General features: G+C 50.1%; 26 protein-coding genes. 13 read left to right on the plus strand and 13 right to left on the minus strand.

What is annotated here, in order from left to right; all coding sequences use genetic code 11:
* Positions 1 to 208 precede the first annotated feature (208 nt).
* The 7 genes from potA to IC617_RS19085 all read left to right on the plus strand — a co-directional run bounded on the left by potA (position 209) and on the right by IC617_RS19085 (position 8523).
* Complete coding sequence (potA, locus tag IC617_RS12400) at positions 209 to 1321, plus strand: spermidine/putrescine ABC transporter ATP-binding protein PotA (protein WP_191145307.1); 1113 nt, start codon at positions 209 to 211, stop codon at positions 1319 to 1321.
* Positions 1318 to 2202 (plus strand): spermidine/putrescine ABC transporter permease PotB, encoded by an 885-nt coding sequence (gene potB, locus IC617_RS12405; protein ID WP_191145308.1) that lies wholly within the window; start codon positions 1318 to 1320, stop codon positions 2200 to 2202. Before potA ends, potB begins: the two co-directional genes overlap by 4 nt.
* Positions 2186 to 2956 carry a spermidine/putrescine ABC transporter permease PotC gene (gene potC, locus IC617_RS12410; protein WP_191145309.1) on the plus strand — a complete coding sequence of 257 codons (771 nt, stop codon included), beginning with the start codon at positions 2186 to 2188 and terminating at the stop codon, positions 2954 to 2956. Before potB ends, potC begins: the two co-directional genes overlap by 17 nt.
* A complete protein-coding gene (locus IC617_RS12415; protein WP_369410400.1) occupies positions 2953 to 3987 on the plus strand; it encodes an extracellular solute-binding protein in 1035 nt (344 codons plus the stop codon). Before potC ends, IC617_RS12415 begins: the two co-directional genes overlap by 4 nt.
* Before the next feature lie 239 nt (positions 3988 to 4226).
* Positions 4227 to 5105 (plus strand): patatin-like phospholipase family protein, encoded by an 879-nt coding sequence (locus tag IC617_RS12420; protein WP_191145310.1) that lies wholly within the window; start codon positions 4227 to 4229, stop codon positions 5103 to 5105.
* A 32-nt stretch (positions 5106 to 5137) separates the two neighbouring features.
* Complete coding sequence (locus IC617_RS12425) at positions 5138 to 6316, plus strand: sugar ABC transporter substrate-binding protein (RefSeq protein ID WP_191145311.1); 1179 nt, start codon at positions 5138 to 5140, stop codon at positions 6314 to 6316.
* A gap of 8 nt (positions 6317 to 6324) precedes the next feature.
* Positions 6325 to 8523, plus strand: coding sequence for a diguanylate cyclase domain-containing protein (locus tag IC617_RS19085; protein WP_191145312.1), 2199 nt, complete (start codon positions 6325 to 6327; stop codon positions 8521 to 8523).
* Positions 8524 to 8528: 5 nt separating this feature from the next.
* On the opposite strand, the gene tsaA is transcribed toward IC617_RS19085, so the two are convergent.
* The gene (tsaA, locus tag IC617_RS12435) at positions 8529 to 9248 is read right to left on the minus strand and encodes a tRNA (N6-threonylcarbamoyladenosine(37)-N6)-methyltransferase TrmO (RefSeq protein ID WP_191145313.1); all 720 of its coding nucleotides are present in this window, start codon (positions 9246 to 9248) and stop codon (positions 8529 to 8531) included.
* On the minus strand, positions 9245 to 9643 hold the full coding sequence (gene rcsF / locus IC617_RS12440; RefSeq protein ID WP_191145314.1) for an Rcs stress response system protein RcsF: 399 nt from the start codon (positions 9641 to 9643) through the stop codon (positions 9245 to 9247). Before rcsF ends, tsaA begins: the two co-directional genes overlap by 4 nt.
* A 79-nt stretch (positions 9644 to 9722) precedes the next feature.
* Between rcsF and IC617_RS12445 the strand changes: the two genes are divergently transcribed.
* On the plus strand, positions 9723 to 10604 hold the full coding sequence (locus tag IC617_RS12445; RefSeq protein ID WP_191145315.1) for a hypothetical protein: 882 nt from the start codon (positions 9723 to 9725) through the stop codon (positions 10602 to 10604).
* A gap of 56 nt (positions 10605 to 10660) precedes the next feature.
* On the opposite strand, the gene IC617_RS12450 is transcribed toward IC617_RS12445, so the two are convergent.
* Both IC617_RS12450 and IC617_RS12455 read right to left on the minus strand, forming a co-directional pair.
* Positions 10661 to 11053 carry an H-NS histone family protein gene (locus tag IC617_RS12450; protein ID WP_191145316.1) on the minus strand — a complete coding sequence of 131 codons (393 nt, stop codon included), beginning with the start codon at positions 11051 to 11053 and terminating at the stop codon, positions 10661 to 10663.
* A gap of 163 nt (positions 11054 to 11216) precedes the next feature.
* Positions 11217 to 12632, minus strand: coding sequence for an outer membrane protein transport protein (locus tag IC617_RS12455; protein WP_191145317.1), 1416 nt, complete (start codon positions 12630 to 12632; stop codon positions 11217 to 11219).
* A 266-nt stretch (positions 12633 to 12898) separates the two neighbouring features.
* On the opposite strand from IC617_RS12455, the gene IC617_RS12460 reads away from it, so the two are divergent.
* Positions 12899 to 13264 carry a GNAT family N-acetyltransferase gene (locus IC617_RS12460; RefSeq protein ID WP_191145318.1) on the plus strand — a complete coding sequence of 122 codons (366 nt, stop codon included), beginning with the start codon at positions 12899 to 12901 and terminating at the stop codon, positions 13262 to 13264.
* Positions 13265 to 13275: 11 nt separating this feature from the next.
* Here the strand turns inward: IC617_RS12460 and IC617_RS12465 are convergent, their stop codons facing one another.
* Both IC617_RS12465 and IC617_RS12470 read right to left on the minus strand, forming a co-directional pair.
* The gene (locus tag IC617_RS12465; protein WP_191145319.1) at positions 13276 to 13986 is read right to left on the minus strand and encodes a DUF3379 family protein; all 711 of its coding nucleotides are present in this window, start codon (positions 13984 to 13986) and stop codon (positions 13276 to 13278) included.
* Positions 13979 to 14548, minus strand: coding sequence for a sigma-70 family RNA polymerase sigma factor (locus IC617_RS12470; RefSeq protein ID WP_191145320.1), 570 nt, complete (start codon positions 14546 to 14548; stop codon positions 13979 to 13981). The genes IC617_RS12465 and IC617_RS12470 overlap by 8 nt, the downstream gene beginning before the upstream one ends.
* A 107-nt stretch (positions 14549 to 14655) precedes the next feature.
* On the opposite strand from IC617_RS12470, the gene IC617_RS12475 reads away from it, so the two are divergent.
* The gene (locus IC617_RS12475; protein ID WP_191145321.1) at positions 14656 to 14949 is read left to right on the plus strand and encodes a YfcZ/YiiS family protein; all 294 of its coding nucleotides are present in this window, start codon (positions 14656 to 14658) and stop codon (positions 14947 to 14949) included.
* A gap of 132 nt (positions 14950 to 15081) precedes the next feature.
* Here IC617_RS12475 and IC617_RS12480 read toward each other — a convergent pair whose 3' ends face one another.
* The 6 genes from IC617_RS12480 to IC617_RS12505 are packed head-to-tail and all read right to left on the minus strand — an operon-like array spanning position 15082 to position 22261.
* Positions 15082 to 16758 (minus strand): BatD family protein, encoded by a 1677-nt coding sequence (locus tag IC617_RS12480; protein ID WP_191145322.1) that lies wholly within the window; start codon positions 16756 to 16758, stop codon positions 15082 to 15084.
* A 23-nt stretch (positions 16759 to 16781) separates the two neighbouring features.
* Positions 16782 to 18755 carry a vWA domain-containing protein gene (locus tag IC617_RS12485; protein ID WP_191145323.1) on the minus strand — a complete coding sequence of 658 codons (1974 nt, stop codon included), beginning with the start codon at positions 18753 to 18755 and terminating at the stop codon, positions 16782 to 16784.
* A complete protein-coding gene (locus tag IC617_RS12490) occupies positions 18755 to 19774 on the minus strand; it encodes a vWA domain-containing protein (RefSeq protein ID WP_191145324.1) in 1020 nt (339 codons plus the stop codon). Before IC617_RS12490 ends, IC617_RS12485 begins: the two co-directional genes overlap by 1 nt.
* Complete coding sequence (locus IC617_RS12495; RefSeq protein WP_191145325.1) at positions 19771 to 20331, minus strand: DUF4381 domain-containing protein; 561 nt, start codon at positions 20329 to 20331, stop codon at positions 19771 to 19773. Before IC617_RS12495 ends, IC617_RS12490 begins: the two co-directional genes overlap by 4 nt.
* Positions 20328 to 21308: a DUF58 domain-containing protein gene (locus IC617_RS12500; RefSeq protein WP_191145326.1), complete on the minus strand. Its 981-nt coding sequence runs from the start codon at positions 21306 to 21308 to the stop codon at positions 20328 to 20330. The genes IC617_RS12495 and IC617_RS12500 overlap by 4 nt, the downstream gene beginning before the upstream one ends.
* Positions 21308 to 22261, minus strand: a complete 954-nt coding sequence (locus tag IC617_RS12505) for an AAA family ATPase (protein WP_191145327.1) — start codon at positions 22259 to 22261, stop codon at positions 21308 to 21310. The genes IC617_RS12500 and IC617_RS12505 overlap by 1 nt, the downstream gene beginning before the upstream one ends.
* A gap of 448 nt (positions 22262 to 22709) precedes the next feature.
* On the opposite strand from IC617_RS12505, the gene fadI reads away from it, so the two are divergent.
* Genes fadI through IC617_RS12520 form a run of 3 tightly spaced genes read left to right on the plus strand, consistent with a single transcriptional unit; the run spans position 22710 to position 26451 of the window.
* Positions 22710 to 24017: an acetyl-CoA C-acyltransferase FadI gene (gene fadI / locus IC617_RS12510; protein WP_191145328.1), complete on the plus strand. Its 1308-nt coding sequence runs from the start codon at positions 22710 to 22712 to the stop codon at positions 24015 to 24017.
* Positions 24017 to 26161 (plus strand): fatty acid oxidation complex subunit alpha FadJ, encoded by a 2145-nt coding sequence (fadJ, locus tag IC617_RS12515; RefSeq protein ID WP_191145329.1) that lies wholly within the window; start codon positions 24017 to 24019, stop codon positions 26159 to 26161. Before fadI ends, fadJ begins: the two co-directional genes overlap by 1 nt.
* Before the next feature lie 56 nt (positions 26162 to 26217).
* Entirely contained in the window at positions 26218 to 26451 is a 234-nt protein-coding gene (locus tag IC617_RS12520) for a hypothetical protein (protein WP_191145330.1), read from the plus strand.
* Positions 26452 to 26658: 207 nt separating this feature from the next.
* Here IC617_RS12520 and IC617_RS12525 read toward each other — a convergent pair whose 3' ends face one another.
* Positions 26659 to 26862 (minus strand): hypothetical protein, encoded by a 204-nt coding sequence (locus tag IC617_RS12525; RefSeq protein WP_191145331.1) that lies wholly within the window; start codon positions 26860 to 26862, stop codon positions 26659 to 26661.
* Positions 26863 to 26913: the final 51 nt, after the last annotated feature.

A 26913-nucleotide genomic window follows, 5' to 3' on the forward strand; every position in this document is an offset into this window, starting at 1 on the left:
CAAAAAAGTAATGTGGAGATCAGATCGAAGTTCACGGAAAAAGTTCAAAAAAATCCCCGCCAATTGCTTAGCGGGGATTTGTGTATAAGAGACAGGGCATGTTGCCTGGCTTTTCTTTTATGGCGTGTTCGCCACGGATTATTCGTTGTTTTTCATTGGCTGAATTACAATTTCCCCGAGTGCTAGATTGAAATGAGGCAAAGTAAGCATGGCTGACGCGAAGGTGTTGCTGTCGTTGCGGAAAATCGTCAAGGGTTTCGGCTCGCAAAACGTGTTATCGGAATTTTCACTGGATATTTTTGATGGCGAGTTCTTTACCATTCTGGGCCCGTCAGGGTGCGGCAAGACCACTGTACTGCGATTAATTGCCGGTTTTGAGCAGGCTGATAGTGGTCAAATCATGCTCGATGGTGCTGATATCGCAGCCGTCGCCGCAGAGCAGCGGCCCGTAAATACGGTGTTTCAGAGCTATGCGCTGTTTCCTCATATGTCGGTTGCTGAAAATATTGGTTTTGGTTTGCGCATGGCCGGCGTTGCCAAAGCCGAGATTAAGCAGCGGGTGAGCGACGCATTGGCCATTGTCAAACTCAATGGTTTTGAGGGGCGCAAACCGCATCAGTTATCCGGCGGACAAAAGCAGCGGGTTGCCATTGCTCGCGCCATTGTCATGAAGCCAAAAGTGCTGTTGTTAGATGAATCACTGAGCGCCTTGGATCACAAGCTCCGACAGCAAATGCAAATGGAGTTGAAGCAGATCCAGCGCAAACTGGGGATCACCTTTGTTTATGTTACCCACGATCAGGAAGAGGCGTTGTCGATGTCTGACCGGGTACTGGTGATGAACCATGGGCAGCCCCAACAAATTGGCTCCCCGCGGGAGATTTATGAAGCGCCAAGAAATATGTTTGTGGCTGATTTTATCGGTGAAATCAATGTGTTTGATGGGGTCGTGGAAGCAGCCAAGGATGATGAACTCAGTTATTTGGTGAATATTGGCGGGGTGAAGAAAATCGCCGGAGCTGAGTTTCGTTTAGACGTGGGCGACCAAGTTCATGTGCTGCTGCGGCCTGAGGATCTGCGAATTGAGTACATCGAAGATCGACCGACGAACGAGCAGGGCTTTCTTGGCAAAGTACTGGAGCGCAGTTACACCGGCAAAACCATCGATACCCTGATTGCCCTTGAGAATGGCAACACCCTGCGTGCCAGCGAATTTTTCAATGAAGACGACCCAGATTTTGATTACTCCATTAATCAGCGGGTGTGGGTGAGTTGGATTGATGGCTGGGAGCATGTCATCAAAGCAGGGCCGCTGGAATGAGCAGGCCTGATTTTGGCCAAGTGCTGAGTTTTCGGCAATTGGTGATCACCCTGACCTTGGGGTGGCTGACACTGATGGTGATTGCGCCTCATGCGCTGGTCATCATGACCAGCTTTATGACGCCAGATACCGAGCACCTGGCGGTCTGGCCGCTGTCGTTGGAAAGCTACAGCAAAGTGCTGCAGCCGATTTACTTTGACGTGTTTTTTCACAGTCTTTGGTTATCGGCCGTGGCGACTCTTGTCTGCCTGCTGATAGGCTACCCCTTTGCCTACATTCTGGCGAAGCAACCGCCATGGCTAAGAGCGGTGTTGCTGGTGTTGATGATGGTGCCGTTTTGGACCAATAGCCTGATTCGAACTTACGCCATCAAGCTGATCCTTGGCAAAAAAGGGCTGATTAATTCGCTATTGGTGAGCACCGGCATCATCGAGCAACCCATTACCATGCTGTATACCGAGTTTGCGGTGATTGTCGGCTTGGTTTACGTGTTATTACCTTTCATGGTGCTGCCGTTGATTGCTAGCTTTGAGAAGCTGTCGGCTGACTTATCTGAAGCATCAAAAGATCTCGGTGCCAATGCGGCCCAGCGCTTTATTCATATTGTGTTGCCATTGACGGCACCGGGCATTATTGCTGGCTGTTTAATTGTGTTCTTACCCGCGATGGGCATGTTTTACGTCGCCGACTTGTTGGGCGGGGCGAAAAACTTGTTGCTCGGCAACGTCATCAAAAACCAATTTCTGGTGGTCCGTGATTGGCCATTTGGCTCCGCCTTTAGCATCACTCTGATTGTCATGATGGCAGCGATGTTATGGCTCTATGTGCTGGCCAACCGATTCGTCCAGCGGCGCGGAGGTTTAGATGATGAGAATCTTTAAAGTGCTGCTGGTCGCGTTGGTGTTTGTCTACCTGTACGCGCCGATTGTGGTGTTGGTGGTCAACTCCTTTAACAAGTCTAAATATGGCTACAAATGGAGTGGCTTTTCGTGGAAGTGGTACGAAAAGCTACTGGCCAATGACACCTTGCTAACGGCTTTTACTCATTCAGCCACCATTGCTCTGCTCGCTGCCACCGCAGCGGCGTTGATCGGTACCTTAATGGCGCTGGCCATCTATCGTTATCGCTTTCGTTTCAAACGAGCGGCTAGTTCGGCTTTATTTGTGGTGATGATGTCGCCAGATATCGTGCTGGCCATTACGTTCTTAGTATTGTTTGTTGCGCTCGGCATGCAGCTGGGATTTTGGACCTTATTGCTCGCTCACATCACTTTTTGCTTACCGTTTGTGGTGATCACTGTGTATGCTCAGCTCAAAGGTTTTGATACCCATTTAATCGAGGCTGCCCAAGATCTTGGCGCCAGCGAATGGCATACCTTTCGAACCATCTTATTGCCGCTGTTGTTGCCTTCAGTGTTGGCAGGCTGGTTATTGAGTTTCACACTCAGTTTGGATGACGTCATCATCAGCTCATTTGTGACTGGACCGGATTATGACGTACTGCCGATCCGAGTGTTTTCAATGGTCAAAGTTGGGGTGTCACCGGAAGTCAATGTGCTGGCAACCTTGTTGCTCGCCATTTCGGTGATATCGCTGATTATTTTTAGTCTTTTAGTCAGGAGAAAAGTGACGTGAAGAACTGGATTCGCTTGTTGGCTACCACCGTTATCATGGCCCCGTTGGCGGCAATGGCGGGCGGCAAAGTCGTGGTTTACAACTGGAGTGAATACATTCCAGAGGACACCATTGAGCGGTTTACCGCAGAGACGGGTATTGAAGTGGTTTACGCCACCTATGAAAGTAACGAAACCATGTATTCAAAACTGCAATTGCAGAAGAATGCGGGTTATGACGTGGTTGTGCCTTCCACCTATTACGTTGCCAAAATGGCAAAAGAAAAAATGATTCAGCCGCTGCAAAAAGAATTGCTGCCTAACCTGAAACATTTAGATTCGGCTTTGCTGAATAAAGAATATGATCCGCAAAACAACTACAGCATTCCTTATTTCTGGGGCTCGACCGGATTAGGCGTGAATACTTCTGAGATGGATATCAGCACCATCCATAGTTGGAAACAATTATGGGAGCCGCAATACAAAGGGCAGTTGTTGTTAATGGATGATGTCCGCGAAGTGTTCCATGTTGCCTTGGTGCTCAATGGCCATTCGCCCAACACCACTAATCCAGATGAAATTAAGCAGGCTTATGAGTTACTGAAAAAGTTGATGCCTAATGTGCTGCTGTTTAATTCCGATGCGCCGCGAGAGCCTTATATGGCGGGCGATGTCAATTTTGGCATGATTTGGAACGGCGAAGTGATGATGGCGCAAGAAGAAGATGACGCCATTCAGTACGTTTACCCCGATGAAGGCGCGGTGTTTTGGGTCGATAGCTTTGCGATTCCCGCAGGTGCCAGCAATGTCAAAGAGGCTCATGCATTTATCAATTTTATGATGCAGCCAGAAATCGCCAAATCCTGTGTTGAATACGTTGGTTATGCCACTCCGAACAAAACGGCCATTGCCATGTTGGATAAAGAGCTGCGCGACAATCCAGTTATTTTTCCGCCGCAAAGTGTCATTGAAAAAGGTGAATTTCAAAGTGACGTTGGCGAAGCCATCGAAATTTACAATAACTATTGGCAACAGCTAAAAGTTGGCCAGTAACGCTAGAGCCTGTTGACCTTTGGTGTATGAATTTCATTCGTTTATTACTGAAAAAACACATAGCAAAGAGCAACAGGCTCTAGTTCATTATTACCATTAACAGAAGCCAACTCGACCGAGTTGGCTTCTGTTTTTTGTGACCGCTTGCAATCTTTCAGCGGCACCAACGGCTGAATAATCGTTAAATTCCACCATTGAGCCATACTCATACCATCTACATCGAATCAAACTGGGTGAGTATGAGCACTAGCGTCAACACTGCGGTCAGCAAAATGGTTCCTATCTTCGCTGGAGGTGGTACTCGGTTACCTGCTCATATCGGCATCTTGGCGGCATTGGGTGACATGAACATTAGCTTTGATCGTATTGTTGGTGTGTCCGGAGGCAGCATCATCAGCGCCTTGTATGCCAGCGGCAAATCCCTCGCCGAGATTAAACAAATTGCCCTTGATACTGATTTTGAGCAGTTCAAGGGCTTTTCTTTGATCAGTTTGGTGCGCAATGGCGGGCTTTGCTCGGGTGACAAATTTGAGGCGTGGTTGGATAAACAACTTCAAGGGGCGTGCTTTAAAGACTTACCGATGGACTTGCACGTGGTGGCGACTGATGTCCGAAATGGCGTGCCCGTGGTGTTTGACCGGACCCTGACACCAAATGAAAAAGTCTCCCGTGCGGTCCGGTTTTCGATGTCGATTCCATTGATCTTCGCCTTTAAGCCTTATGATAAACACCTGATGGTCGATGGCAGTATTTTGTCCGAAGATGCCCTACACAGAGATTGGGCTGACGACGGCACGCCAGTGGTGTGTTTCCGGCTGCGCGGTGATGCCGATGAAAAACCGCTCGAAACGGATGGCATGTTCCCAGTGGTCAACTATGTGCTGTTGCTGATCCGAACATTCATGACCACCATTAGTCGAGAGTACGTCAACGACAAATTCTGGCACCGTACTGTGGTGGTCAATACTGGTAATACCTCGCCGGTCGATTTCCATTTAAGTGATGAAGACAAGGAACGCTTGTTTCAAGTTGGCTACGATACCGCTAGAACCGTGGTTCCTGCCAAGGTGTTTCACCAGAACAATGACCAACAAGAACGGCAGGCGGCACAAGCCTGAAGCAACTTTTTGCAACGACAACAGGAGACTAAATGTCTATTAAAGCGTTCCTTAGCGTGCTGCTATTGACTCTGTCTGTTTCGGCAAAAAGTGCCGATATCGAGCTTTGGCATGCCCATCAAGCACAGGACTTTGTGGTTCATCTAGCTGAGCAATTTGAGGCTGAAACAGGGCAAAAGATCCGCATCTCTGCTTATAAAACATCTCGGGTTAAGGCCGAGCTATTACTCGGCGCAAAAAATAATGTGTTGCCCGATATCATCTTTGTGCCGTCGGATTTCTTGGGCTTGTACCATGAGCTGAAACTCAATCGATTGGACGATAGTTGGCTCGATCCAGCTATTTCTGCCGGTGCTAAAGACACCGCGATTGTTGATGGCAAACTCTTTGGCGTGCCTGTGATCCAAGGCAATCACTTAATGCTTTATTACAACAAGTCATTAGTTGATGAGCCCGCCGCGACTTGGCAGCAGCTATTTGAGCAAAAGGACAAATTATCGAGCAAAGGTGTTCGAACCATTGGCTGGAATTATGGCGAGATGTTCTGGTTTGTTGCTTTTTTGGGGGCTTACGGCAGTACACCTATCACCAACGGCGAAGTCACCCTTGATACGCCGCAAATGGTGGCCGCCTTGCGCTTTTATCAATCGCTAGGCAGCCGCGGTTTAATTGACCCAGCTTGCGACTACAACTGTGCCCAAAAAGACTTTGTTGAGCGCTCCACGGCTTATTCAATTAATGGCGATTGGGCTTATGCCGATTTGAGTGACGAGTTGGGAGAGGATTTGGGCCTGGCCATTCTGCCCGCTATTGATGACAAGCCGCTCAAGCCATTTAGTTCGACCTTTACGCTGGCTTTTCCTCGCGTCATGGGCGACAGTAAGCGGCAGGCTGTGTTGCGGCAATTTGCGCGTTTTGTCCAAACCGAGGCGATTCAACGTCAAACCTATCAACACTATCAGCTATTGCCGACCAACAGTATCGTATTCAATGCCTTAAAACAGAGTGTTTCGGGTCAGCAGCGCTTGTTGTTACAGCAACTGGCCATGACCAATCCGATGCCAAGTGAAGCCGCCATGGCGATTGTTTGGCAAGCCATGGCCATGGCCTATAAGCGTTTTGTCAATAACGGTTACACGCCAGAGCAAACTGCGCAGTATATGCAGCAGGTGGCAGAGAAGGAGTTAGCACGGTTTATGGCAAGCCGTTAGGAGTCGCTGTGAAAATCCGACATTTGCTGGGTATCGTTATTTTGGCTGCTGCGATCGTGCCGTCGGTCACTATTTCGCTGATGCTGCTTGACCGCCAATACCAAGCAACCCAGGACTCAATGGAGCAGGAGTTGAACCGAGTTCTGTTCAGCATGTCGCAGGATATTCGCTTTAAATTTTCAATCTTTTCTACCAACTTCAAACTGTTCTCATCCGAACGATATCTCATTCAAGCACTTGATAGCTTTTTGTTTGTCAGCAACGCCCACAATTCAATGCTGCAGTTTGTCGAGCAAACGCCGCTGGTGTCGAGCTTGTATTTGCTTGACGCAGAATTGCATGTGGTTGACGAAGTATTAGGCGATATCCCCAGCTATGAAAGCAGTCAGCTACTAGCCGATGCAAAATTAGCCGTGGCATCAGGCTTAGTGCGAGAAAAACGACAGCACCTGATTGAGTTTGATAATGACAACTTGGTGCGGCCATCACGCAATAAACAGCAGCTGAGTACCGAATCACCCTATGGCGCCGCTGTGTTGATGCCGTTATACCTGCACTCGCTGCAAGAAGGTCTGACCCGAGAGCCGGCGGGCTACATTTTGGCCATATTACCGTTTGATGTGATCTACAAAGTGGTTGCCGACAACCTTGGTACCGACGAGATCATTGAAATTCTTCATGGCGATGAGGTCATTGTGGCATCGCCGAAAATGAAATTGCTTGAACTGCAGCATGATGACCACATGGTGGAGCGTGACGTACTGCCACTGGTCAGTGACTACAGCTCCAATCAACTCGAGTACATGATGCAATTGCATGTCAGCCGTTCGGCTCGCATGTTGCAGCTGCAAGAGTCGATGAATGCGCTGACCTTGGGTATTGCCATTGCTATTTGCTTATCGGTGCTGGTGGCATTTCTGGTGGCCAACTGGCTCGGTACGCCGTTCAAACAATTGTCGGAAATTCTCAAGCGCTTCGGTCAGGGCCATTACAGCTCAAAAGGGGAGAAGTTCAAGTTCAGTGAGTTTGAAGATGTGCGCCATCTTCTCTCTGAAATGGGTAGCACCATCCGCATGCAGCTTGATAGTTTGCATCAGAAAAATGAAGAGCTCCAACGAATTGATGATTTAAAAGGCGAATACCTAACCAAGGTACGCGCCCTTAATGAGCAGCTCGAAGCACGGGTAGCAGAGAAAACTAAAGCGCTGAGTGAAACCGCCGCTCGTGAGGGCCGAAGCCGCCAAATCTTGCAGAGCTTGCAGCGTTTGAGTATTGAGCTTCAGCAATGCACAGAACACGGTGAGATCATTGATTTATGTCTCAATCAGCTCCATGAACTGTTTGATGACGTCCCTGTTGCGCTGCTTATCGGTGTGTCTCGAGCATCGCAACATCAATTTAAATCGTTAGGCCTAACATCGGCGGATGAGCAATGGCTGCTGGCTGAACTGCAGCAACGCGCCAGCTACAAGCAACAAAGCCTGCCTGAAACTCTGGTTAATCAGGGCAAACGGTTCTATCTGTTTGATTTGATTTCCCGCACCCACAATTTTTTAGGGGTGCTGGCGTTTCAGTTGGACGAAGTGAGCCCGCAAGAGCGTGATATTGTCCGAGTATTTGCCAAGCAAATTAGTGTCATCACCGAAACCATTCAGCTGACATCGGAGTTAGAGTTGGCGGCCCGAACCGATGAGCTGACCGACCTGCCGAATCGCAAAGCATTTAATGAATCCTTTGATCGTTGCCGCCACATTCTCGAGCGTTACCCAACCAATCATGTCGGAATCTTTGTGATTGACGCCAATGGCTTGAAACGAGTGAATGATCAGTTTGGTCATGATGCCGGTGATCAGTTTATTAAAGCCATTGTTCAAATATTGCTTGATAGTTGCCGCAAAACTGACCAATTGTTCCGCATGGGCGGTGATGAGTTTGTTTTACTGGTGCAAGAGGGAACGGTAGCCAGCTGCGAGCGTTTAATGGCGCGCCTAGCCGAACAGCAAGACCAACACCTAGTTCTTACGCAGCAAGACGGCTCGACTAAGTCAATTCCCATGAGCTTCAGTGTAGGTTATGCCTCCAGTGAAGAAGTTGGCATTAATCACTTGTTCCATCGTGCCGACGAGCGAATGTATGAAGCCAAAGACCACTACTACAAGCAACACCCAGTTGAATCCGATTCGTTAAGCAAAACTCGCTTGAGCTAGCCGCTCTAACAAAGCGCAACTAGGCTCAGCACTTCGACTACGGTCGGAGCTGGAAAATGGAATTTAACATCCATGCTAGCCAGTTTGACGCCATAGATTCGGTCGCTGTCTTTACCTGCTTGATAGGCAGGTCTGGGATCTTGACTCAATACTTGCTCAATCAACACTTTTATATCCAGTGTTGGTAATTGTGCTGATGGCTTATTGGTCAAGCCTTGTAGGGCCGCTTGTGACCAGATCACTGCAAGCTGGCCTGAGGGCTTCTCATCGGCATAACCGGCCTTAGCGTCTGTAATTGCCTCGGCATAAGGTAAGTAAGGCTTGATGTCGAGCACTGGCGTGCCATCTACCAAATCCAATCCTCGCAGCGTCAAACGGTTGGTCGGTTGGCCATCGATGTTGAGAGACTCAACGTCGACCAATTCCACCAACGACATACCAATACCATTGGGGCGAAAGGTGCTGCGAGAGGCAAACACACCGACCTTTTTGTTGCCACCAAGTCGCGGCGGCCGCACCAGTGGTTGCCAGCCTTTTGCGACGGTCTGATGAAATTGAAAAATAAGCCAGATATGGCTGAATTGGTTCAATCCTCGGACTGTTTCTGCAACGCCAAATTCACCGGTTAAATCGCAGTAGCCTAATGCTTCGGGGGCCAACCCAGGTTGCCGTGGAATGGCAAATTTCTCGCCATAGGGCGAGCGAATGGTGCCAATGGCAATCATGGTTGTTCCGTCGCTGCGATAGCAAAGGCTCTGCCGTAGCAGGACACTAAGATCACGCAAGCGGGCGACTCGGTGTTTTGCTCTGTTTCGCAAACGTCGATCACCAGCGCATTGGCTCCTTGATTGGCCGCTTTGATACGCGCATCGGTGCGAGCGTCAGCAATCGAAGCTGGCACGGCATTGCTGTTTTCTTGGCAGCTAAAGCCAGATACCGCGGCAATGCGCTTGGCTCCCTCTGGTAGTTCACTTGCAGGGAACAGTTGGACTTCGCTGGGCTTGAAGTAGTCTTTGAAGTTCTGCGGATCTAAATTGGTGCTGACATCATAGTCGCTGGCACATGCGCCCAACAACAACGCCAGAATTAAAGGCAGCTTATTCACAATATTATTTTCCATGTCGGCAATCTCAGCGTATTCTGCTCGGGTTGAGATGGCAGCGCAAGTAAGCTGCTGAATTACCCGGAGGCTGGCTTTTATGTATCGATCTCGTCGTCAACTCATTTTTTGGTCGGTGACTGTGTCTTTAGCAATTGCGTTGGTGATCTACGCGTTTAGCGACACCAACCAAGCAACTGGGCCAAGGCAAGGCATATTCTTGCCGATGTTAATGGTCCACAGTCCTGCGTTGACGCAAATTCGTATCGATGATCAGCAACATCAGCCTTGGTTGACCATGGAGCCAGCGAGCGATTCGGAGGTAACTGGCTGGCAAATCAAAGAAGCGGATAATTATCCGGTGAACATGACGCGTCTGGCGAAATTAATTGGCCAGCTATCGCGCGCTTCCATTACTGCTTCTGTAGATTATCCTGACGAATCTAAAGCAGTGGCGACTGCGCCTTGGAATACTAAAACGGATTTCGCAGAGTTAACCGCCCAATATCATTTAACTATTCTCGCCGAGGGCAACTTCTTCCGTCATATTTGGTTATCAGAAATAGCTGACGGCCAGCAATGGTTAAGGGTAGATAAAGACAGTTATAGCTATCAAATTGAACAATTAATTGAATTAAGTAGTGAGCAGCAATCTTGGTTGCAACCGGTCGATTTGGCGTCATTATTTGCGCTCGCCGATGAGGTGACATTAGAAACTGCTGCAGCAGATGCCAATATTGAGTCCCTTCAAAAGCACTTACAAATAGTCAATCCGCTTGATGCTATTGCAAAAGGCAAAGGAACGCCGGGGGCATTGCAATATGCCTTGAAATTGCATCAGCACAGTGAGCTATTGGCGGAATTGGCGATTTATCGAAATGATCAGGGCCTTTGGTTAGATATTCAATTAGCAACCCCCGAACAGGCTGAGGAAATAGCACTGTTGGCAAATTGGTATTTGGCCTTAGCGAGTACCCCGTAGAGGAATAAAAAAGCCCCGCTAAAGCGAGGCTTTTTTATTCTGCGATATGAACGTCATTAAATCAGAAATTCATCCAATGAACGGCCCGCATCAAGTTGTGCTTTCAGTGCTTTAGGAGTTCGGCCTTGACCGGTCCAAGTCGCTTCTGCGCCATTTTCAGCAATAAACTTGTATTTTGCTGGGCGAGGCGCACGTTTTGCTTTCGGGGCAACCGCGGCTACACCTAAGTCTGATTCGCTAATGTTATTTTCGGCCATTAGCGCTTTAATTTCTTCAATTTTTGCTAAGCGCTCTTTTTCTTCTTCAAAACGAGCGGCTTCTTCTGATTTTACTTCTTCAATCAATGCTTCTAGCTTTTCTTTGTATTCCACCAAAGCTTCAGATGTTTCACCACGGAGCGCAGCGCGCAGGCGGCGATAGTTACCTAGTATATCGGTGATATTGGTCATGTTACTTCCTAATTGCCGAATGGATACGTACGTATTATGTCGCTATAACGGCTTAATCTTATATCTGAATAGAGAAAATTCCAATTGGCGAAAAGAATATAATTTATCAATGATGGAAAAATTACAAAAAAGCCCGTTCAATTAACGGGCTTTTGGCAGTTATTTAAAACTGGTGATTATATTGTGCTGCAAATATATAGGCATTGGCTTTACTTAGCTCGACATCGAGTGTGGTAATGGTTTGCCCTTGTAGCTCAAATTCCTCATGCACACGAGTTGAATTGCCATGTAAGAACGCTGCGCCAACATCAATATTTGACTGTTTATTTAAATGGTAAGTTAATCCCGCGCTATACCAGCGACGATCCGTATCGGGAATAGAAATGCTACGGTATTCGTCTTTCACTGGGCTGGAATCATAAGCATAACCGGCTCGCAGGGTAATTTCTGGGCTTAACACATAGGTAGCGCCTAGCGCGGCGCGCCATGAATTGTCAAAATTCTCTTCTTTTAACAGCAAGCTGTCGCTGATGGCAGTGGTGTCGTCAAAATCAATGACTAACTCTTCGAATGAACTCCAGCCGGTGTAGTGGTAGCTTGCTTGTACCGACCACTGGTCATCAATTCGGTGGTTGATGGCCAGCTCGGCAATCGCAGGTAAGTCGAGGGTGAGCTTGCCAGCGACTTTATCCATTTGCAGTAAATCAGAAGAGAAATGACCTTCTAAATCGACGCTAATGGCAGAACGATAGGTCAAAGCAATGTCGGTTTGAGTTGATGGTGACCAGAGCAAGCCAACATTCCAGCCGTAATCCCAGCCATCGCCCTCAACATCTGCGATGGTCGCGCCTCCGGGTACTAAAGGTAATTCCGGTAATTGGCCACCGGTCAATGCAGCCACTTGGTTGTATTGCTGATAAGTTGCAGCATGGTCATTCATATACGCTGGCGTGGCCGTGCTCAAGCTACCATCGCCATAGAGTGCATTGACACCAAAGCCAATGGAAAACTGTTCATTGACCTTGTAGGAGATGTTCGGGTTGATATTAATGGTGGTGACTTCAGTTTTATCGCCATATTCCAACGCATTGAAATCATCATCGTAATCGGTGCTCAGACCAAAATTTGAAAATGTCGCTAAGCCGAAATGGATTCGGTCAGTAATTGGCGCAATAAAATAGAAGCTTGGAATAAATGCACCAGGCGCTACGTCTTTGCTATCAGCAGAGTATTCAGTGGTGACTCGATTCAATTGGCTACCAGAAATCATTTCAGCTGCTGGCGCCAAACTGGAATTGTATAGTTGGCCTAAGTGATTGGTGGTGGTGCCCGACAGGTTGACTTCAGGATTGACGTAGCTAAGTTGGCCGCTGATGGCGATGCCATTGAATCGACTCATTGCTGCTGGGTTCCGTGATAATACAGCGGCATTTTCAACCGTTGCCGCTTCGCCAGCAAAGGCACGGCCAAGGCCGTTGGCGCTGTGTTCATTCAATTGGAAACCGGCGGCGCTAACCGAGCTTGCGGTCAGCGAGGAGATAATAACAATACTGCGAGAGAGTCGATTTGTATGTGGCATAGAAAAGTAATCGTTTGTGATGAACAGAATAATTCGGGCCCACAGAGCGTTGCTCGATAAACAATGAACAGGCGGTCGCGGGCATAAAGAGTGCGAAGTTTATTTATTTGCATACAATATGCAACGATAATTACGGGGCTAACTGACGAAATTGATAATTATTTAGGTGATTTGTGATTAATAACTTTGCCCGCCACTTTATGAAGTTCTGCCAATTGGATTGCCAACGTTTGATGGCTTGCCTGCAATTAAGACAGGATGTCTTCATGATCGAGCAAAATAGCTTGTATCGCGATCTCGATGGTTTGGACAATCAGTGCTGGCATTACGTCCTTGAAGACGAGCGTCAGCCTATCGCCTACGCTCGTTTGATCCCGCCTTATGGTGATCATCAGGTCGTCCACCTTGGGCGGTTAGTGATCCACAAAGACTATCGTGGTCAGGGCTTAGGCCGCGATATCATGGTTGATTTATTGGCTGAGTGCGATGCTCTTTTTCCGCAGCTTGATGTGGCGATTTCTGCTCAGGCGCACTTACGCGAATTCTATCGAAGTTTGGGTTTTGAGTGTGTTGGAGAGATGTATGATGACGGCGGCATCGACCACGTTGATATGGTCAAAACCGCCGCTTAAGCCAGTCGCTACTAGATCCGCTGCCACTTGATGGCTTGCTCCAGCGAGCCGCTGGTCTCTTCAACCAGCGTTGGGCTCTCGCCAATAATGATTAAGCCTTGTTCGCCGTGGCGATTGATCACCCCGTGGTACCGGCCATCTTCAAATTGTGCAGGCGTGTCTTTAAAGGCTTCAATATGCGGCACCACAAAGACAGTGACCCGCTGGCCCTGATGCTCTAACACCATGTGTAAGCTGCGTTTGCCTTTAAAGTCGCAATGATTTGCGTAGAAGATCCGGCCATCGACTGTGCTCATTTCGGCGCCGTAGCTTGCCAGTTTGGCATTGACCTGAGTAAGGTTGGCATTCTCATCCAAAGTCGTCATGGTGGCTGGTTCATGATAGACATGGGCCAGTGCATAATCGGCTAAATTGGCATGTGGCTGAGGCCAAAGGGCAAAGGTAGCAGTGACCACTAAGGTCACGCTGGCGGCCATGGCAAAGATCCACTTACGTCGTTCATTTTGCTCTTTGTGCTCGGTAAAGCGTTGCTTTAACAGCAGTTGATTGGCCAAATCGTCCGGCACATCAACATTGAGCGCCGCGGCAATCTTGTCATCAAGTGCGCGCATGTCTTTGCCAAACTGCTGGCGATTGTCGCCCTCAAGCAACGCTTGCTTGATTGCTTCATCATCGTCGTAAGGTTCGGCAATCAGCCGACGACGAAACTCTAAGTCATCCATTGCCTTGCCTCCTGTTATCCATACTATTTTCAAGTGCTTCTTTTAACTGATTACGCGCTCGGAATAGCCGCGTCATCACGGTGTTTTTGTTGAGGCCTAAGGCTTCTGCGATTTCTTCGCCGCTGTACCCGCCAATCACTTGCAGTAGCAAGGGTTCGCGATACTCAGGTGCAAGCATCTGGATGTGCCGGCGAATGAGCTGTTGCTCCATGGTGGCCTCGGCATCCAACGAGTCATTGTCTGCCAGCGGCACATCATCCATGTCGACCAAGTCAAACTGCTTACGCTCGAAGCGGCGGGCGTTTTCGCGGCGCAGAATGGTGATCAGCCAAGATTTCGCAGCATTAACGTCTTTCAACGAATCAAGGCTTTTCCAGGCCCGCAGGAAGGTTTCCTGCACTAGGTCCTGGGCAATGGCTTGGTCGCTGCAGAGCCAATAGGCGTATCGGTATATGTCTTTATGAAAGGCCCCAACGAGGGCTTCATAGCGTTGTTGTTTACTGTTCATATCCGATATGACCGGCGAGTGCTGTTTTTTATTTCGCACTTTTTTCAATTCCATTGTCGAAACAGGGACAAACCATTGTGTGATCAGAATTTGATCCAGTTCAAGATCCTTGACCATCACCTCGGTATAGTGAGCGCCATTGACCTAAAGCAGTAACTGATATGAGCAAGACAGTAGCAGAGAAAATTGAAGATACACCAGCATGTTGTTGTGTGGATGTCGGATCGATTCTTGATAACAGTGATACCACAGCGACGTTAACCGCTGAGTGCGCTGATGAAAACGCTGCGAATGATGTGCTTGCGGGTTGGCAAAGTGCCGCGAATGATATCGCGTCAGAGCCAGTCATTGTTAAACATCAGATTGATTCCATTGAACAAGGTGTTCAATTAACTGCCAGTCTCACTTTTTCGTGCCAAGCTGAGCTGCTGATTTTTCAGCTTGGGCAACGATAACGATTCTCACAGCCTCTCCAGCACTTTTGGGCATACTTCGGGTATGCCTTTTTTTTGCCTGAAATTTGACGCCACCGCAATCGATGCAGACTTCCCGCTGGTGGTGCGAGTGTCTACATCGAGCGGTATTAGTTACTTGGTGGAATAGAGGCTCAAGGGATCGGCTTGCTGCTGTTGCTGCGACGCTGAGCGGAGTGCGTTCAACGCTGAGGTTAAATCATCATAGTGCTGCTGCAATTGCTGCTCGGTGAACGTCTGGCCGCCATATTGGCTTGCTTGAATTGCCTGATAGGCGTGATTGGCCGCTTGTTGCTGATCACTGCTCGTTAGCTGGGATAGCGACTGGCAGCCAAAATACTCAATTAACCACGCCCGAAGGGTGTGGTTGAGCTTCCCTGCGTCCTGCTGGTTGATGGCTTGCTGTAACTTCAACCATTGATCATTGGCTTTGCTTGAACGAGGCGCAGATTTAGTTTTAGGGGCTACCGCCGGTTGACGTTGCCGAATGATCCGAACATGGCTGAACCAAGCCGCGAGGGTGAGCAACCACAAAGCGAATAAGCCATAAACCCAAGGTGAGGAGTAGCTGAGGTTGCCCGTGTTCTCGGCTAGCGGCACTTGCGCTGGGGCAGGAGCTAGATCGTCAGCTGGCGCTTGTTGATTGCCTGCGACCACGGTGATGGTTCGTTCAGGTAAGACGGCTTCAGCCATTTGATGATAGCGGGTATCCCAGTATTCAAGGCGCACTTCGGGTAACACATACTGGCCTGGCTCGGTCGCGATCAGCGCAGCGGCTTCGACTTGCTGACTAATGACGCTATTGCCTTGGTAGATGGTCGATACTTCCGGCTTATCGGGATAAACGTTGACTGAGCTCGGGTAACTTACTTGCAATGGTGGCAAAACACTCTGGTCAATGCCGGTGGCGGTCACTGTGATGGTGCGAGTCACCGGCTGGCCGATCGTCAATTGATTGTCGTTAGCATCAAATGACTCTTCGAGAGTGATGTATTGAGCTGGAATAAATGGTTGCTTGGCTGTATCTGGAATGGCCATGACTTCGAGCTTTAGATCATCGGCGACAACCTGCACTGGTTTGGTGGTGGCATTGTCAAAGAAGCTCCGCGGCTTGCCAGTGACAATCATACCGCTGAACATCGGTGGGCGGATGGTGAATGTTCCTGCTTGTTGCGGGGTCATGGCATATTTACGAGTGATCACCCGATAACGGCGGCCGTTGATAATCTCGACTTTATCTTCATCGTCGCCCATTTGCTTGAAGCTAATGGCTTCGCCTTCGGGCTCGGTAAGGCTGCCACGCTCAAGTTGCGCAGCGAGATACAATTTGCTGACCAGAACGCCCGACTGATTGGGGTAGAGCGGCGAGCCAACGACTTCATTGCGAAAGAAAATATCTCGTGGCTGGGCAGCATTGCCGACATCTTTGACCACTTCCAGTTCAATTGGTGCTGACGACACGCCCGAGGCAGTAAATGCTGGGATGGTGTATTTGCCGGGAATGCGACAAATCAGCAAGGTGGTCCATGTGGTCGTTCGGCGGGTGGTGCCGTTAATAATTTGAGTGGAGCGGCTGATATTGGTTTGGCCGACGACAAAATCTTTCAACAGCACTGTGGTGTCAATGGCGTTGCGCTTGAGATCATCATCGGCGGTAATTTCAAGAACAAAGGATTCATTGGTAAGCACCGGGTTCTTGTCCACCACTGCAGTAATTTGAGTGAGCGCGAGCGCCGGCCATGTGGCCACTATGCTCATCAACGCAATAACCAATGCAATCAATTGCTTCATTATTTCTCAAACCTCTATGTGGGTTACCAAACTTCGTCTTCTGCGATTAAAGTGCCGTCGGCCTGACGTTTTTGATATTCCAGCTGCATTTTGTTGCGCAGCAGGACGGAAGGATCATCCGGCAGGCGCTCTAATTGAACTTCTCGAACCGGTTGTTGCTCATCCGTTGGTTCATCTTCGGAGCCCGCAACCGCTTGCCCTGCTTGTGGCTGGTCAAGCTCCGGCGTTTGCTCCTGCTGATCAGGTTGGCCTTGATTCGACTGTGGCGGTGACTCTGCGTTGTCCGGCTGTTGCTGCTGTGACTCGGATTCGGACTGTTGCGCAAGATCTGGTTGCAATTCGCTATCGGCTTGCTCATCTTGCTGCTGTTGTTCAGCATCACGATTAGCCGAATCATTTGACTGTTGATCCTTGCTGTCATTGGCATCTGGCTGGTCATTAGCAGACTCTTGCTGGTCATCGCTTTGCTGTGAAGAGTCATCAGATTGCGAGTCGGACTGCTGATCATTTTGCCCTGATGACTGCTCTTGAGATTGCTGTTGTGACTGATCCTGATTCTGCTCATTTGATGAATCCGAGTCCTGCTGCGAATCATCAGACTGATCGGACTGCTGGTTTTGTTGATCTTGCTGTTGTTGCTGATCTTGCAATTGCTCTAGCAGTTCTTTGTTGGCTTTGGCGTCACTGAAATCGGGGCGTCGATCAAGTGCCTGTTGATATGCAGCAATTGCCTCATCGTATTGGCCAAGCTGGGCCAGCGCATTGCCCAGATTGTAGCGACCATCGGCTGATTCCACTTGCTGAAACTGCTCCGCGGCTTGTTGATAGTCACCGGCTCGATAGTGAGCCATGCCTTTGCGCATGGGGTCGTTAAACAGCTCGGCTGCTTGTTGATGTTGGCCCTGCTCAAAAGCTTGCTGGCCCTGTTGAGCCTTGGTTTGCCACATATCTTGCCAAGTTACCGCGACACTTTGATGAGACGGCAACACAATACATAGCGCTAATATTGCGATGGCACCTCGGCGAAATAATAAGATCATTAATGGCGCCAACAGTAATGCTAGATATGGCCCGGCATCGGCGCGCAATTCTGCGGTAAGTTGCTGTTGCTCATTGGTTGATGATTTGGCGGCTGCTTTGGTGGTGTTGACCAAATAATCAATGTCGCGATTCGAATCGGTTAGAGCAATGGCGACACCGCCAAACTCCGAAGCCAGCGATTTGCTGATGGCTGGATCGGCGGTTGGCACTGAAATTTCACCACGACTGTTTTTTAACAGCTCGCCATTGGGCAATTGAATCGGGGCGCCCGCTGCGGTGCCTATTTGCAAAATATTGAGCCGCAAATCAGTCCCCTGAAGACTATCGCGAATTGCCTCTACACGCTGTTCGTTGATGCCATCGGTAAACAGAATAATGTTACCACTGCTGTGGCCCGCTTGATTCAACAAGGCCACCGCTTGTTCAATTGCACGGTCTGGGCGCGATCCATAAGACGGCATGATATCCGGACTGAGCGAGTTGATCAGGGTCGTGAGGGTTCGAGCATCGCCAGTCATCGGGCTAATCACAAAGGCATCGCCAGCGTAGGCGATCAGGCCCGTTTCTCCGCCGCCGCGACTGTGGCTGGCATTGACAAAATCAATGGCTTTGTAGCGCAACCGAGCTAAGCGGTTGGGCTTAACATCTGTTGCCCACACCGACAGCGACATGTCTAACACCAGTACACGGGCTTGTTCCGAGCTGACCAGAGGTGTGCTTTGGCGACTGAAGCTTGGTCCGGCGCCAGCGATAATCGCAACCAACAGCGCTGTCAGTACGATAGGCGTTGGTCCCTTGCTGGCTTTGGGCTGCTCAAGCATATGCTGGCGTAAGTGACTGGCGACCAACTGTTGGACCTTGCCGCCTTGCTGGCGTCGGGGCAATGACAGCAGCGATAGCAGTAACCAAGGTAGTAGGCACCAGAGCCACTCTGGGCGGATCCAAGCGAAGTCCATCAGCGCCCCCTCCGACTGGCCAAATCCGTTGCTTTATTGCCCCATCGGCTATTGGCGACTTGTTGCCAAGCCATCAGTAATAGCGCCAGAGCCATGGCTGCCGCTAACGGGTAGAAAAATACATCGATCACTGGCCGATAAAAGGTTTCATCACTGGCGGTTGGCTCCAGTGCATCAATCGTTTGATAGATTTGCTCAAGGCTCTGACCGTCCGTAGCGCGGAAATACTGGCCGCCGGTGGCTTGGGCAATCGATTGCAGCGCCTCTTCGTTTAAATCTGCCGACGGATTGATATTGCGAGTACCGAGCAGTGAACGCCGCGTCATGACCTCGGCGCCAACACCGACGGTATAAATAGTCACATTATGCTTTTGAGCCAGTTTAACTGCTTCTTCCGGCGCCAAAGAGCCAGAGGTGTTATCGCCATCGGTCAATAGCACCAGTACTCTGTGCTCTGACTGCTGATTGAGAATTTGCTTGATGGACACACCGATAGCGTCGCCAATGGCTGTTTGGCGGCCAACTAAGCCAAGTACCGCCTCATCAAGGAAGGTGGCTACGGTAAAGCGGTCGAAGGTCAATGGCGCTTGCAGATAGGCGGTATCGGCAAACAACACTAAGCCAATCCGATCGCCCTGACGGCGCTCGATGAAGTCTTTTAGCACATGTTTGACAATAGTTAAGCGATCGACCATTTGACCGTTCAGTTGCATGTCTTGTTGGGCCATTGAACCGGAAAGGTCGACAGCCACCATTAGATCGCGGCCTTCTAACGGTCGACCAATGGGCTCACCCTGCCATTGTGGCCGAGCAAGGGCTGCCACAAGCAATAGCCAGATAAGGGCCAGCACAATGTGGGGTAATTGAGGGTGCCGCTGCGTGGCGCCGCTGGCCACCATTGGCATCGCACTTGGCATCAGCAGTTTCATGGTTTGCCGCGGCTGCTCCGCACGAAAGCGGCGATATAACCAAGGAAGGGGCAACAGCACTAATAACCAAGGCCAGATGAAGGTGATCATGCTGCACCTCCTGACTGCGCGAGTTGTTGGCCGGCTATTGGCGTATGAGCGGCCGTTTTCCAGCTGTTTGCTAGCCATAGTTGGCAGCTATTGAGCAGCTGCTCTTGCTGCACTGCAGACAGTGGTGTGCCGCTATAAAGGTGCTGTTGCAACAACTGACACATTTGTTCGATCTGAGGGCGCTGTTTATCGGTGCTCGATGCCTGCAACCATTGATACCAACGACTGCCGCTGAGCTTAGCCAATTGCTCGGATTCGCCATAATGACAAGCGACGACCTTAAGTAGCTCGTTAACCTGACTCACCGATATATCTTGTGCCGATTGTTGCCATTGTTTGACTCGCTCTAAGGCTAGCTTGGCAAACCGCTTGGCTCGTTGGCGTAACCATAATTGACGACCAAACCAAGCGAGCAGTAACAGCAACAGCGCGATCAGTAGCCACCAACCGGGCGCCAGCGGCCACCATGATACTGGAGCGGCAAGGACGATGTCTTTGAGCGGCAATTGCATCGCCGGGGCCGCTTGAGTCGTAACAAACACGCTGAGCGGGATCATGTGCTTGCTCCTTCATCAAGGTCTTGGCCGTGATGCTGCAGTTGCTGCTCGAGGCTGCTGGCGGCACTGATCAAATACTGGTGGCGAGTCAGCTGGGCCAATACGCTTTGGCGATGGGCCAGGCCCTGCTGAATGTATTGGCGGTAGGCGCGCTGGGTGAGACTGCTGGACAAGGTTAGGTTGCCGGTTTGATGGCCGTCGGTGATACACAGATCGTGCTGGCAGACATCAGCCAGATTCTGCTCCAGCGGATCGACGATTTGAAATGTCATCACCTGATTGTGTCTTTTCAGCAGTGATAACGCTTGGCGGGAGTCGTCGTTCAATTGTTGAAAGTCGCTGATCACCGCAATTAATGCACCGGTGTGAGCATGACGCCGCAAGTGCTCTGCCGCTTGCGCCAAGGTCGGCTGCTCAGAGAGTTGGGGCTGAGCTAAATGCTGTTGTTGGCATTCGCAAATTCGCTCAAGAACCGCGGTTAAGCCTTGGCGTCTTGGTCGGGCAGGGACTTCAGTCAATCCTGCGGGCGTCATGGCAACTAAACCAATGCGATCGCCGCCGTTAAATGCCGACCACGCCAGCGCCGCAGCTAGATAACAGGCCTGAGTGGATTTCAAATACAAGGTGGAGCCGAAGTGCATGCTGGCGGATAAATCCAACAGCACAAAAATTGGTCGCTCGCGCTCTTCGTCGTACAGCCGAGTATGCGTTTTGCCCGTCCGCGCCGTGATCCGCCAGTCAATGGCACGAATATCATCGCCTTGTTGATAGGCGCGCACTTCGCTGAATTCCATGCCGCGACCTTTCATGCGCGACAAATATTGACCATGGCGGCGGCCAACATTTCTTGGATCAGGGCGAAGCGCCAACAAGCGGCTAAGGCTTTGGCAGCCCAGTAAATCGTCCATGGTGACGTGAATGCCATCACCAATGGCGGGCTGCTGTTGTTCCGGTTCTGACTTGCGCCACCAGTTCATTACGGAGCAGGCACCAGTTGCAATAGTTTTTCGACAATAGCGTCGGCACTGACGCCACTCGCTTCGGCTTGATAACTCAGCAACAAGCGGTGACGCATGACGTTTGGAAATACCGCTTGGACATTATCTGGCGAGACAAAATCGTTGCCTTGCAACCACGCATGGGCGCGTGCGCAACGCTCTAAGGCGATTGATGCACGCGGCGATACGCCGTAAGAAAGCCATTGCGCCAACTCGTTGCTATATCGTTGCGGCTGCCGAGTGGCGATGATCAGCTCCACCAAGTAACGTTCGACAGATTCAGCCATGTGCAACGCCAGCGTTTCTTGGCGGGCAGCAAATAGCACTTGAGTCGACATCGGCGTGACTGTTTCGCCTTGCTGCGCCTGCGCCTCGCGACGATTCAAACGCAAGATTTGCTGTTCAACATCGGCATCTGGATAATCCAGGCTGAGGTGCATTAGAAATCGGTCAAGTTGGGCTTCCGGCAGCGGGTAGGTGCCTTCTTGCTCAATTGGGTTCTGCGTGGCCATCACCATAAATAAGTCAGGCAATGGGTATGTTTTGCCGCCGACGGTGATTTGTTGCTCGGCCATGGCTTCTAGCAGTGCCGACTGCACTTTTGCCGGCGCTCGGTTAATCTCATCGGCCAAAATGAGCGGATGAAACAGCGGCCCAGGCTGAAATTGGAAACTACCATCTTCTGGCCGGTAAATGTCAGAACCAGTTAAATCAGCTGGCAGCAGATCGGGGGTGAATTGAATGCGTTGGAAGTCGCCCTCAATGCCATCTGACAAGGCCTTGACTGCCCGAGTCTTGGCCAGACCCGGCGGCCCCTCAACCAGAATATGTCCTTCCGCCAAGAGGGCGACCAACATGTTCTCTACTAACTCTGGCTGTCCGATGATCTGCGTGCTCATGTAGCGCGCAAGTGAGTCAAATGCTTGTTTCATGGATTCGAGATCGTGATTCAGGGTGATGACTTTGGGCGGTATTTTTACCGTGTCTGAAACTATTCGTCCAGTGTTTGACCCGAGTGAAAGTGAAACAGCTTGTGAATTGTCCAAACGTACAGTTTGTCTAGCATCAAAAACACGCGAAACGTTTAGCCAGTGAGCAAGATCCAGTATGAGGTGCTTCAGCCTGCAAGGAGGCTGGCTGCAGAGCGCTCCAAGGATGGACTTGAGCGTCAGCGAATGATGGAACTCGTTCTCGGGAGGCGCACAGACTGACAGTTAATACTTCAGCGAAGAGCTCGTTTTTCGGTCAGGATCACCGTTTTCTCAGCAAAATCAAAACAAGTGTTTAAAATCAAAAAGAACCTGATACACTCCATTTTTAACAGGTCTGACCTCTTGCGTAAGCAAGGGAACATTAATAATAACGACACAGGAGCATTACATGTCCAACTCTGTGCTGACGACCCGCAGCGGCGATCGAATTGCCGTTGTCGCGGGGCTTAGGACGCCGTTTGCCAAACAAGCAACCGCTTTCCATAAAATACCGGCGGTTGAACTCGGCCAAACCGTGGTTCAAGAATTAGTGACTCGGCTGGAGTTGAGCCCCAAAGAAATTGAGCTGTTAGTCTTTGGGCAAGTCGTGCAAATGCCAGAAGCGCCAAACATTGCGCGCGAAATTGTGTTGGCCACAGGGATGGATGTCAGCACTGATGCCTACAGCGTCTCGCGCGCCTGTGCCACCAGTTTCCAAGCCGTAGCCAATGTTGCAGAGAGCATCATTGCTGGCCATACCTCGGTTGGCGTTGCCGGAGGGGCTGATTCATCATCAGTGTTGCCCATCGGTGTATCGAAAACGCTGGCAACCGCCTTGGTTGAATTGAACAAAGCGCGCACCTTTCAGCAGCGCTGGCGCATTCTGAAAAAACTACGGTTGAAGCATTTACTGCCAGTTCCGCCAGCTGTGGCCGAATATTCAACTGGGTTAAGCATGGGCGATACGGCCGAGCAAATGGCCAAGAGTCATCAAATTAGCCGTGCCGATCAAGATGCGCTTGCCCACCGATCCCACACTTTAGCAGCGAAAGCGTGGCAAGAAGGGGTAATGACAGAGCAGGTGATGACGGTTCATACCCCGCAAAACAAGCGCTTTATTGAGCAAGATAACGTATTCCGAGCGGAATCCAATCTCGAATCTTACGCCAAACTTCGTCCAGCATTTGACCGTCGCCACGGTAGTGTCACTGCGGCGAATAGTACGCCGCTCACCGACGGTGCTGCCGCTGTGGTATTGATGTCGGAGTCAAAAGCCAAGGCGCTTGGCTATGAGCCACTCGGTTACATTCGTTCTTATGGTTTCAGTGCCATTGATGTCTGGCAAGACATGCTGATGGGACCAAGTTACGCCACTCCGATTGCGCTCGATCGTGCTGGCGTTTCCCTAGCTGATTTAACCCTTATTGATATGCATGAAGCGTTTGCCGCGCAGACCTTGGCCAACGTCAAAATGTTTGGCTCAAAGCAATTCGCTCAACAAAAACTGGGCCGTGACAACGCGATTGGTGACATTGATATGGACAAGTTCAATGTCAATGGCGGCTCCATTGCCTATGGTCACCCGTTTGCTGCAACGGGCGCTCGCATGATCACTCAAACGCTCCACGAATTGAAACGTCGGGGAGGTGGTTTGGCGTTGACCACCGCTTGCGCAGCCGGTGGTTTGGGTGCAGCAATGGTTTTGGAGGCAGAATAATGAGCGAGCAAACAGCAATGGCACAACAGGCCTTTCAGTTAGCGTTTGAGCAAGAAGTTGCAGTGATCACCATGGATGTCCCTGGGGAATCGGTAAACACGCTCAAGGCAGAATTTGCAGAACAAATCCGAGCGGTGCTGCAACAGGTTCGCAGCCAAATGGCCGATCAGAGTGTTCGTGGCGTGGTGCTCATTAGCGGCAAAACCAATAGCTTTGTGGCCGGTGCAGATATCGCGATGCTCGATGCCTGCTCGACCGCGGCTGAAGCTGAATCGCTGGCACTGGCTGGGCACCAAGTGTTTGCCGAGCTTGAGCAATTTCCGGTACCGGTTGTCGCTGCCATTCATGGCACTTGCTTGGGCGGGGGCTTGGAGTTAGCGATGGCTTGTCACTGGCGAGTCATAACGGATCACGAGAAAACCCGTTTGGGCTTACCTGAAGTTCAGCTTGGCTTGCTGCCCGGAGGCGGTGGCACGCAGCGCCTGCCGCGCTTGGTTGGTATTGCCAAGTCTCTCGATATGATGCTCACCGGTAAACAGTTAAGAGCGAAGCAAGCGCTGAAGGCGAAACTAGCTGATGACATGGTACCTGAATCAATTTTATTGGATACCGCCATTGCGCTTGCTAAAACCGGCAAGCCGGGTAAGCGCCAGGTTCAGCGCGATCTAATGGCGAAGGTACTTGAAACCAATGGCTTAGGCCGTCAGCTATTGTTTTCTCAAGCCAACAAGCAGTTGTTAGCAAAGACCAAAGGCAATTACCCTGCGCCAGAGGCAATTCTAGCCGTCGTGCGCCATGGTATTGAACGTGGTATGAAGGCCGGTCTGGCAAAAGAAGCGAAAGAGTTTGGCAAATTGGTGATGACGCCGGAATCGGAATCTTTGCGCCAGTTGTTTTTCGCTACGACTGAAATGAAAAAAGATTTTGGTGGGGGTGATGCTAAACCTGCCGCTGTAAACAAGGCGGTTGTGTTGGGTGGTGGTTTGATGGGCGGCGGTATTGCCAATGTCACGGCCATCAAAGCGGGTATCCCAACTCGCATCAAAGATATTTCTGAGCAAGGCATTAGTCATGCATTGCAATATAGCTATGATCGTCTGCAGCAGCAGGTTAAGCGTCGTTTCCTGAGCAAGTCTCAGAGCATTGCGAAAATGGCGAAGTTGAGCGGTACTGTCAGCTATTCTGGCGTGAAAGATGCTGACATTGTTGTTGAAGCCGTGTTTGAAGATTTATCGCTCAAGCATCAAATGGTCGCCGATATTGAAGCAAATTGCTCCGCCCATACCATCTTCGCCAGTAATACATCATCGTTGCCCATTGCAGATATTGCCGCTCATGCCAAGCGGCCGGAGAATGTCATCGGCCTGCATTATTTTTCGCCGGTTGACAAAATGCCACTAGTGGAAGTGATTGCTCATGAGAAGACCTCTGATCAAACCATTGCCACCACGGTCGCTTTTGCCCGCAAACAAGGCAAAACCCCGATTGTTGTAAAAGACGGAGCGGGGTTCTACGTCAATCGAATCTTAGCGTTATATGTCAATGAAGCGGCACAGCTATTGTTGGCTGGTGAGCCAATCGATCACATCGATCGCAGCTTGGTCCAGTTTGGTTTTCCGGTTGGCCCGATGCAATTGCTGGATGAAGTCGGTATTGATGTCGGCTCAAAAATCGCACCGATCTTACAGCAGCATTTGGGAGAGCGATTCACTGCACCATCAGCCTTTGACAAATTATTGGCAGATGATCGCAAGGGTAAGAAAAACAAGCGTGGGTTCTATCAATACAAGGGTGGCAAAGGCGCCAAGAAAGTTGATGACGGCGTTTACGGGCTACTTGGGGTAACGGCCAAGCAATCGTTACGTCAGGATGATGTGATTGAGCGCTGCGTTTTACAAATGCTCAATGAGGCGGTGCGGTGCTTGGAAGAAGGAATTATCCAGAATGCTCGCGACGGTGATATCGGAGCCATCTTTGGCATTGGCTTCCCGCCGTTTCTGGGGGGACCATTCCGCTACTTGGATTCGCTTGGTGTGGCACAGGTTGTTAGTCGGTTGCAGTCGTTGGCGGCAGCCCATGGTAGTCGGTTCGAGCCTTGTGACAAATTGCTAGAAATGGCTGAGGCTGGCGAAAGCTTTTATTAACTCGACTAATGCGGTTGGAATTTAACCAGTCTGCCGCATATAATGCGCGACTCGATATGACAGGACGCGATGTTACAGGAGATAAGCAGTTGTTGTTTTTGCTCGTTCTATTGCATACGGTACTGGCTTCAGTTGCCTACGTGGTTGCCGCTTCAAGTGCCTTGAGCGCAAAACGGTGGGCGTTGGCGGGATTACTGCTGGGGCCAGTTGCCATGGTGATGATCCAGACTCACCGACGAATGAACTGGCAGCGCGCCGTTGGCATTGGTAATACCGTGGTTCGCTTCTGATAGCAGATTTATCGTCGCTGAAACAAAGAAAAGGCAGGTTGAGAAACCTGCCTTTTTAATTGCGTGCTGGTTGCGACATTATGCCCACCAGCGACTGGCCTGAATAACTTCCAACTGATCAAACCCTTCAGGCAATTGCACTTTAATGACCTTAGGTTTGCCAGTGATCCAGCTTATCAATTGGTTAATCATCATGACCACTCCCGATTAGTAGCGAATGATGACACGCTGTTCATCTTTTTGAGCGTAACGAATGATAACGCGCTGCTCTTCTTGCTGAGCATAACGAATAATTACACGTTGCTCGTCTTGCTGAGCATATCGAATTATTACTCGTTCATTATCTGTTGCGTCAGTAGCAATAGGCGCGGCTGAGGTCATTGACATTGCAAGAAACAGACTAGTTAACATGATGCACTTCCTTTTATTTTATGTTGTGAAATATGCTTAAAAGCACAGGAC

This window comes from Neiella litorisoli (assembly GCF_014773395.1).
Classification (GTDB): Bacteria; Pseudomonadota; Gammaproteobacteria; order Enterobacterales; family Neiellaceae; genus Neiella; species Neiella litorisoli.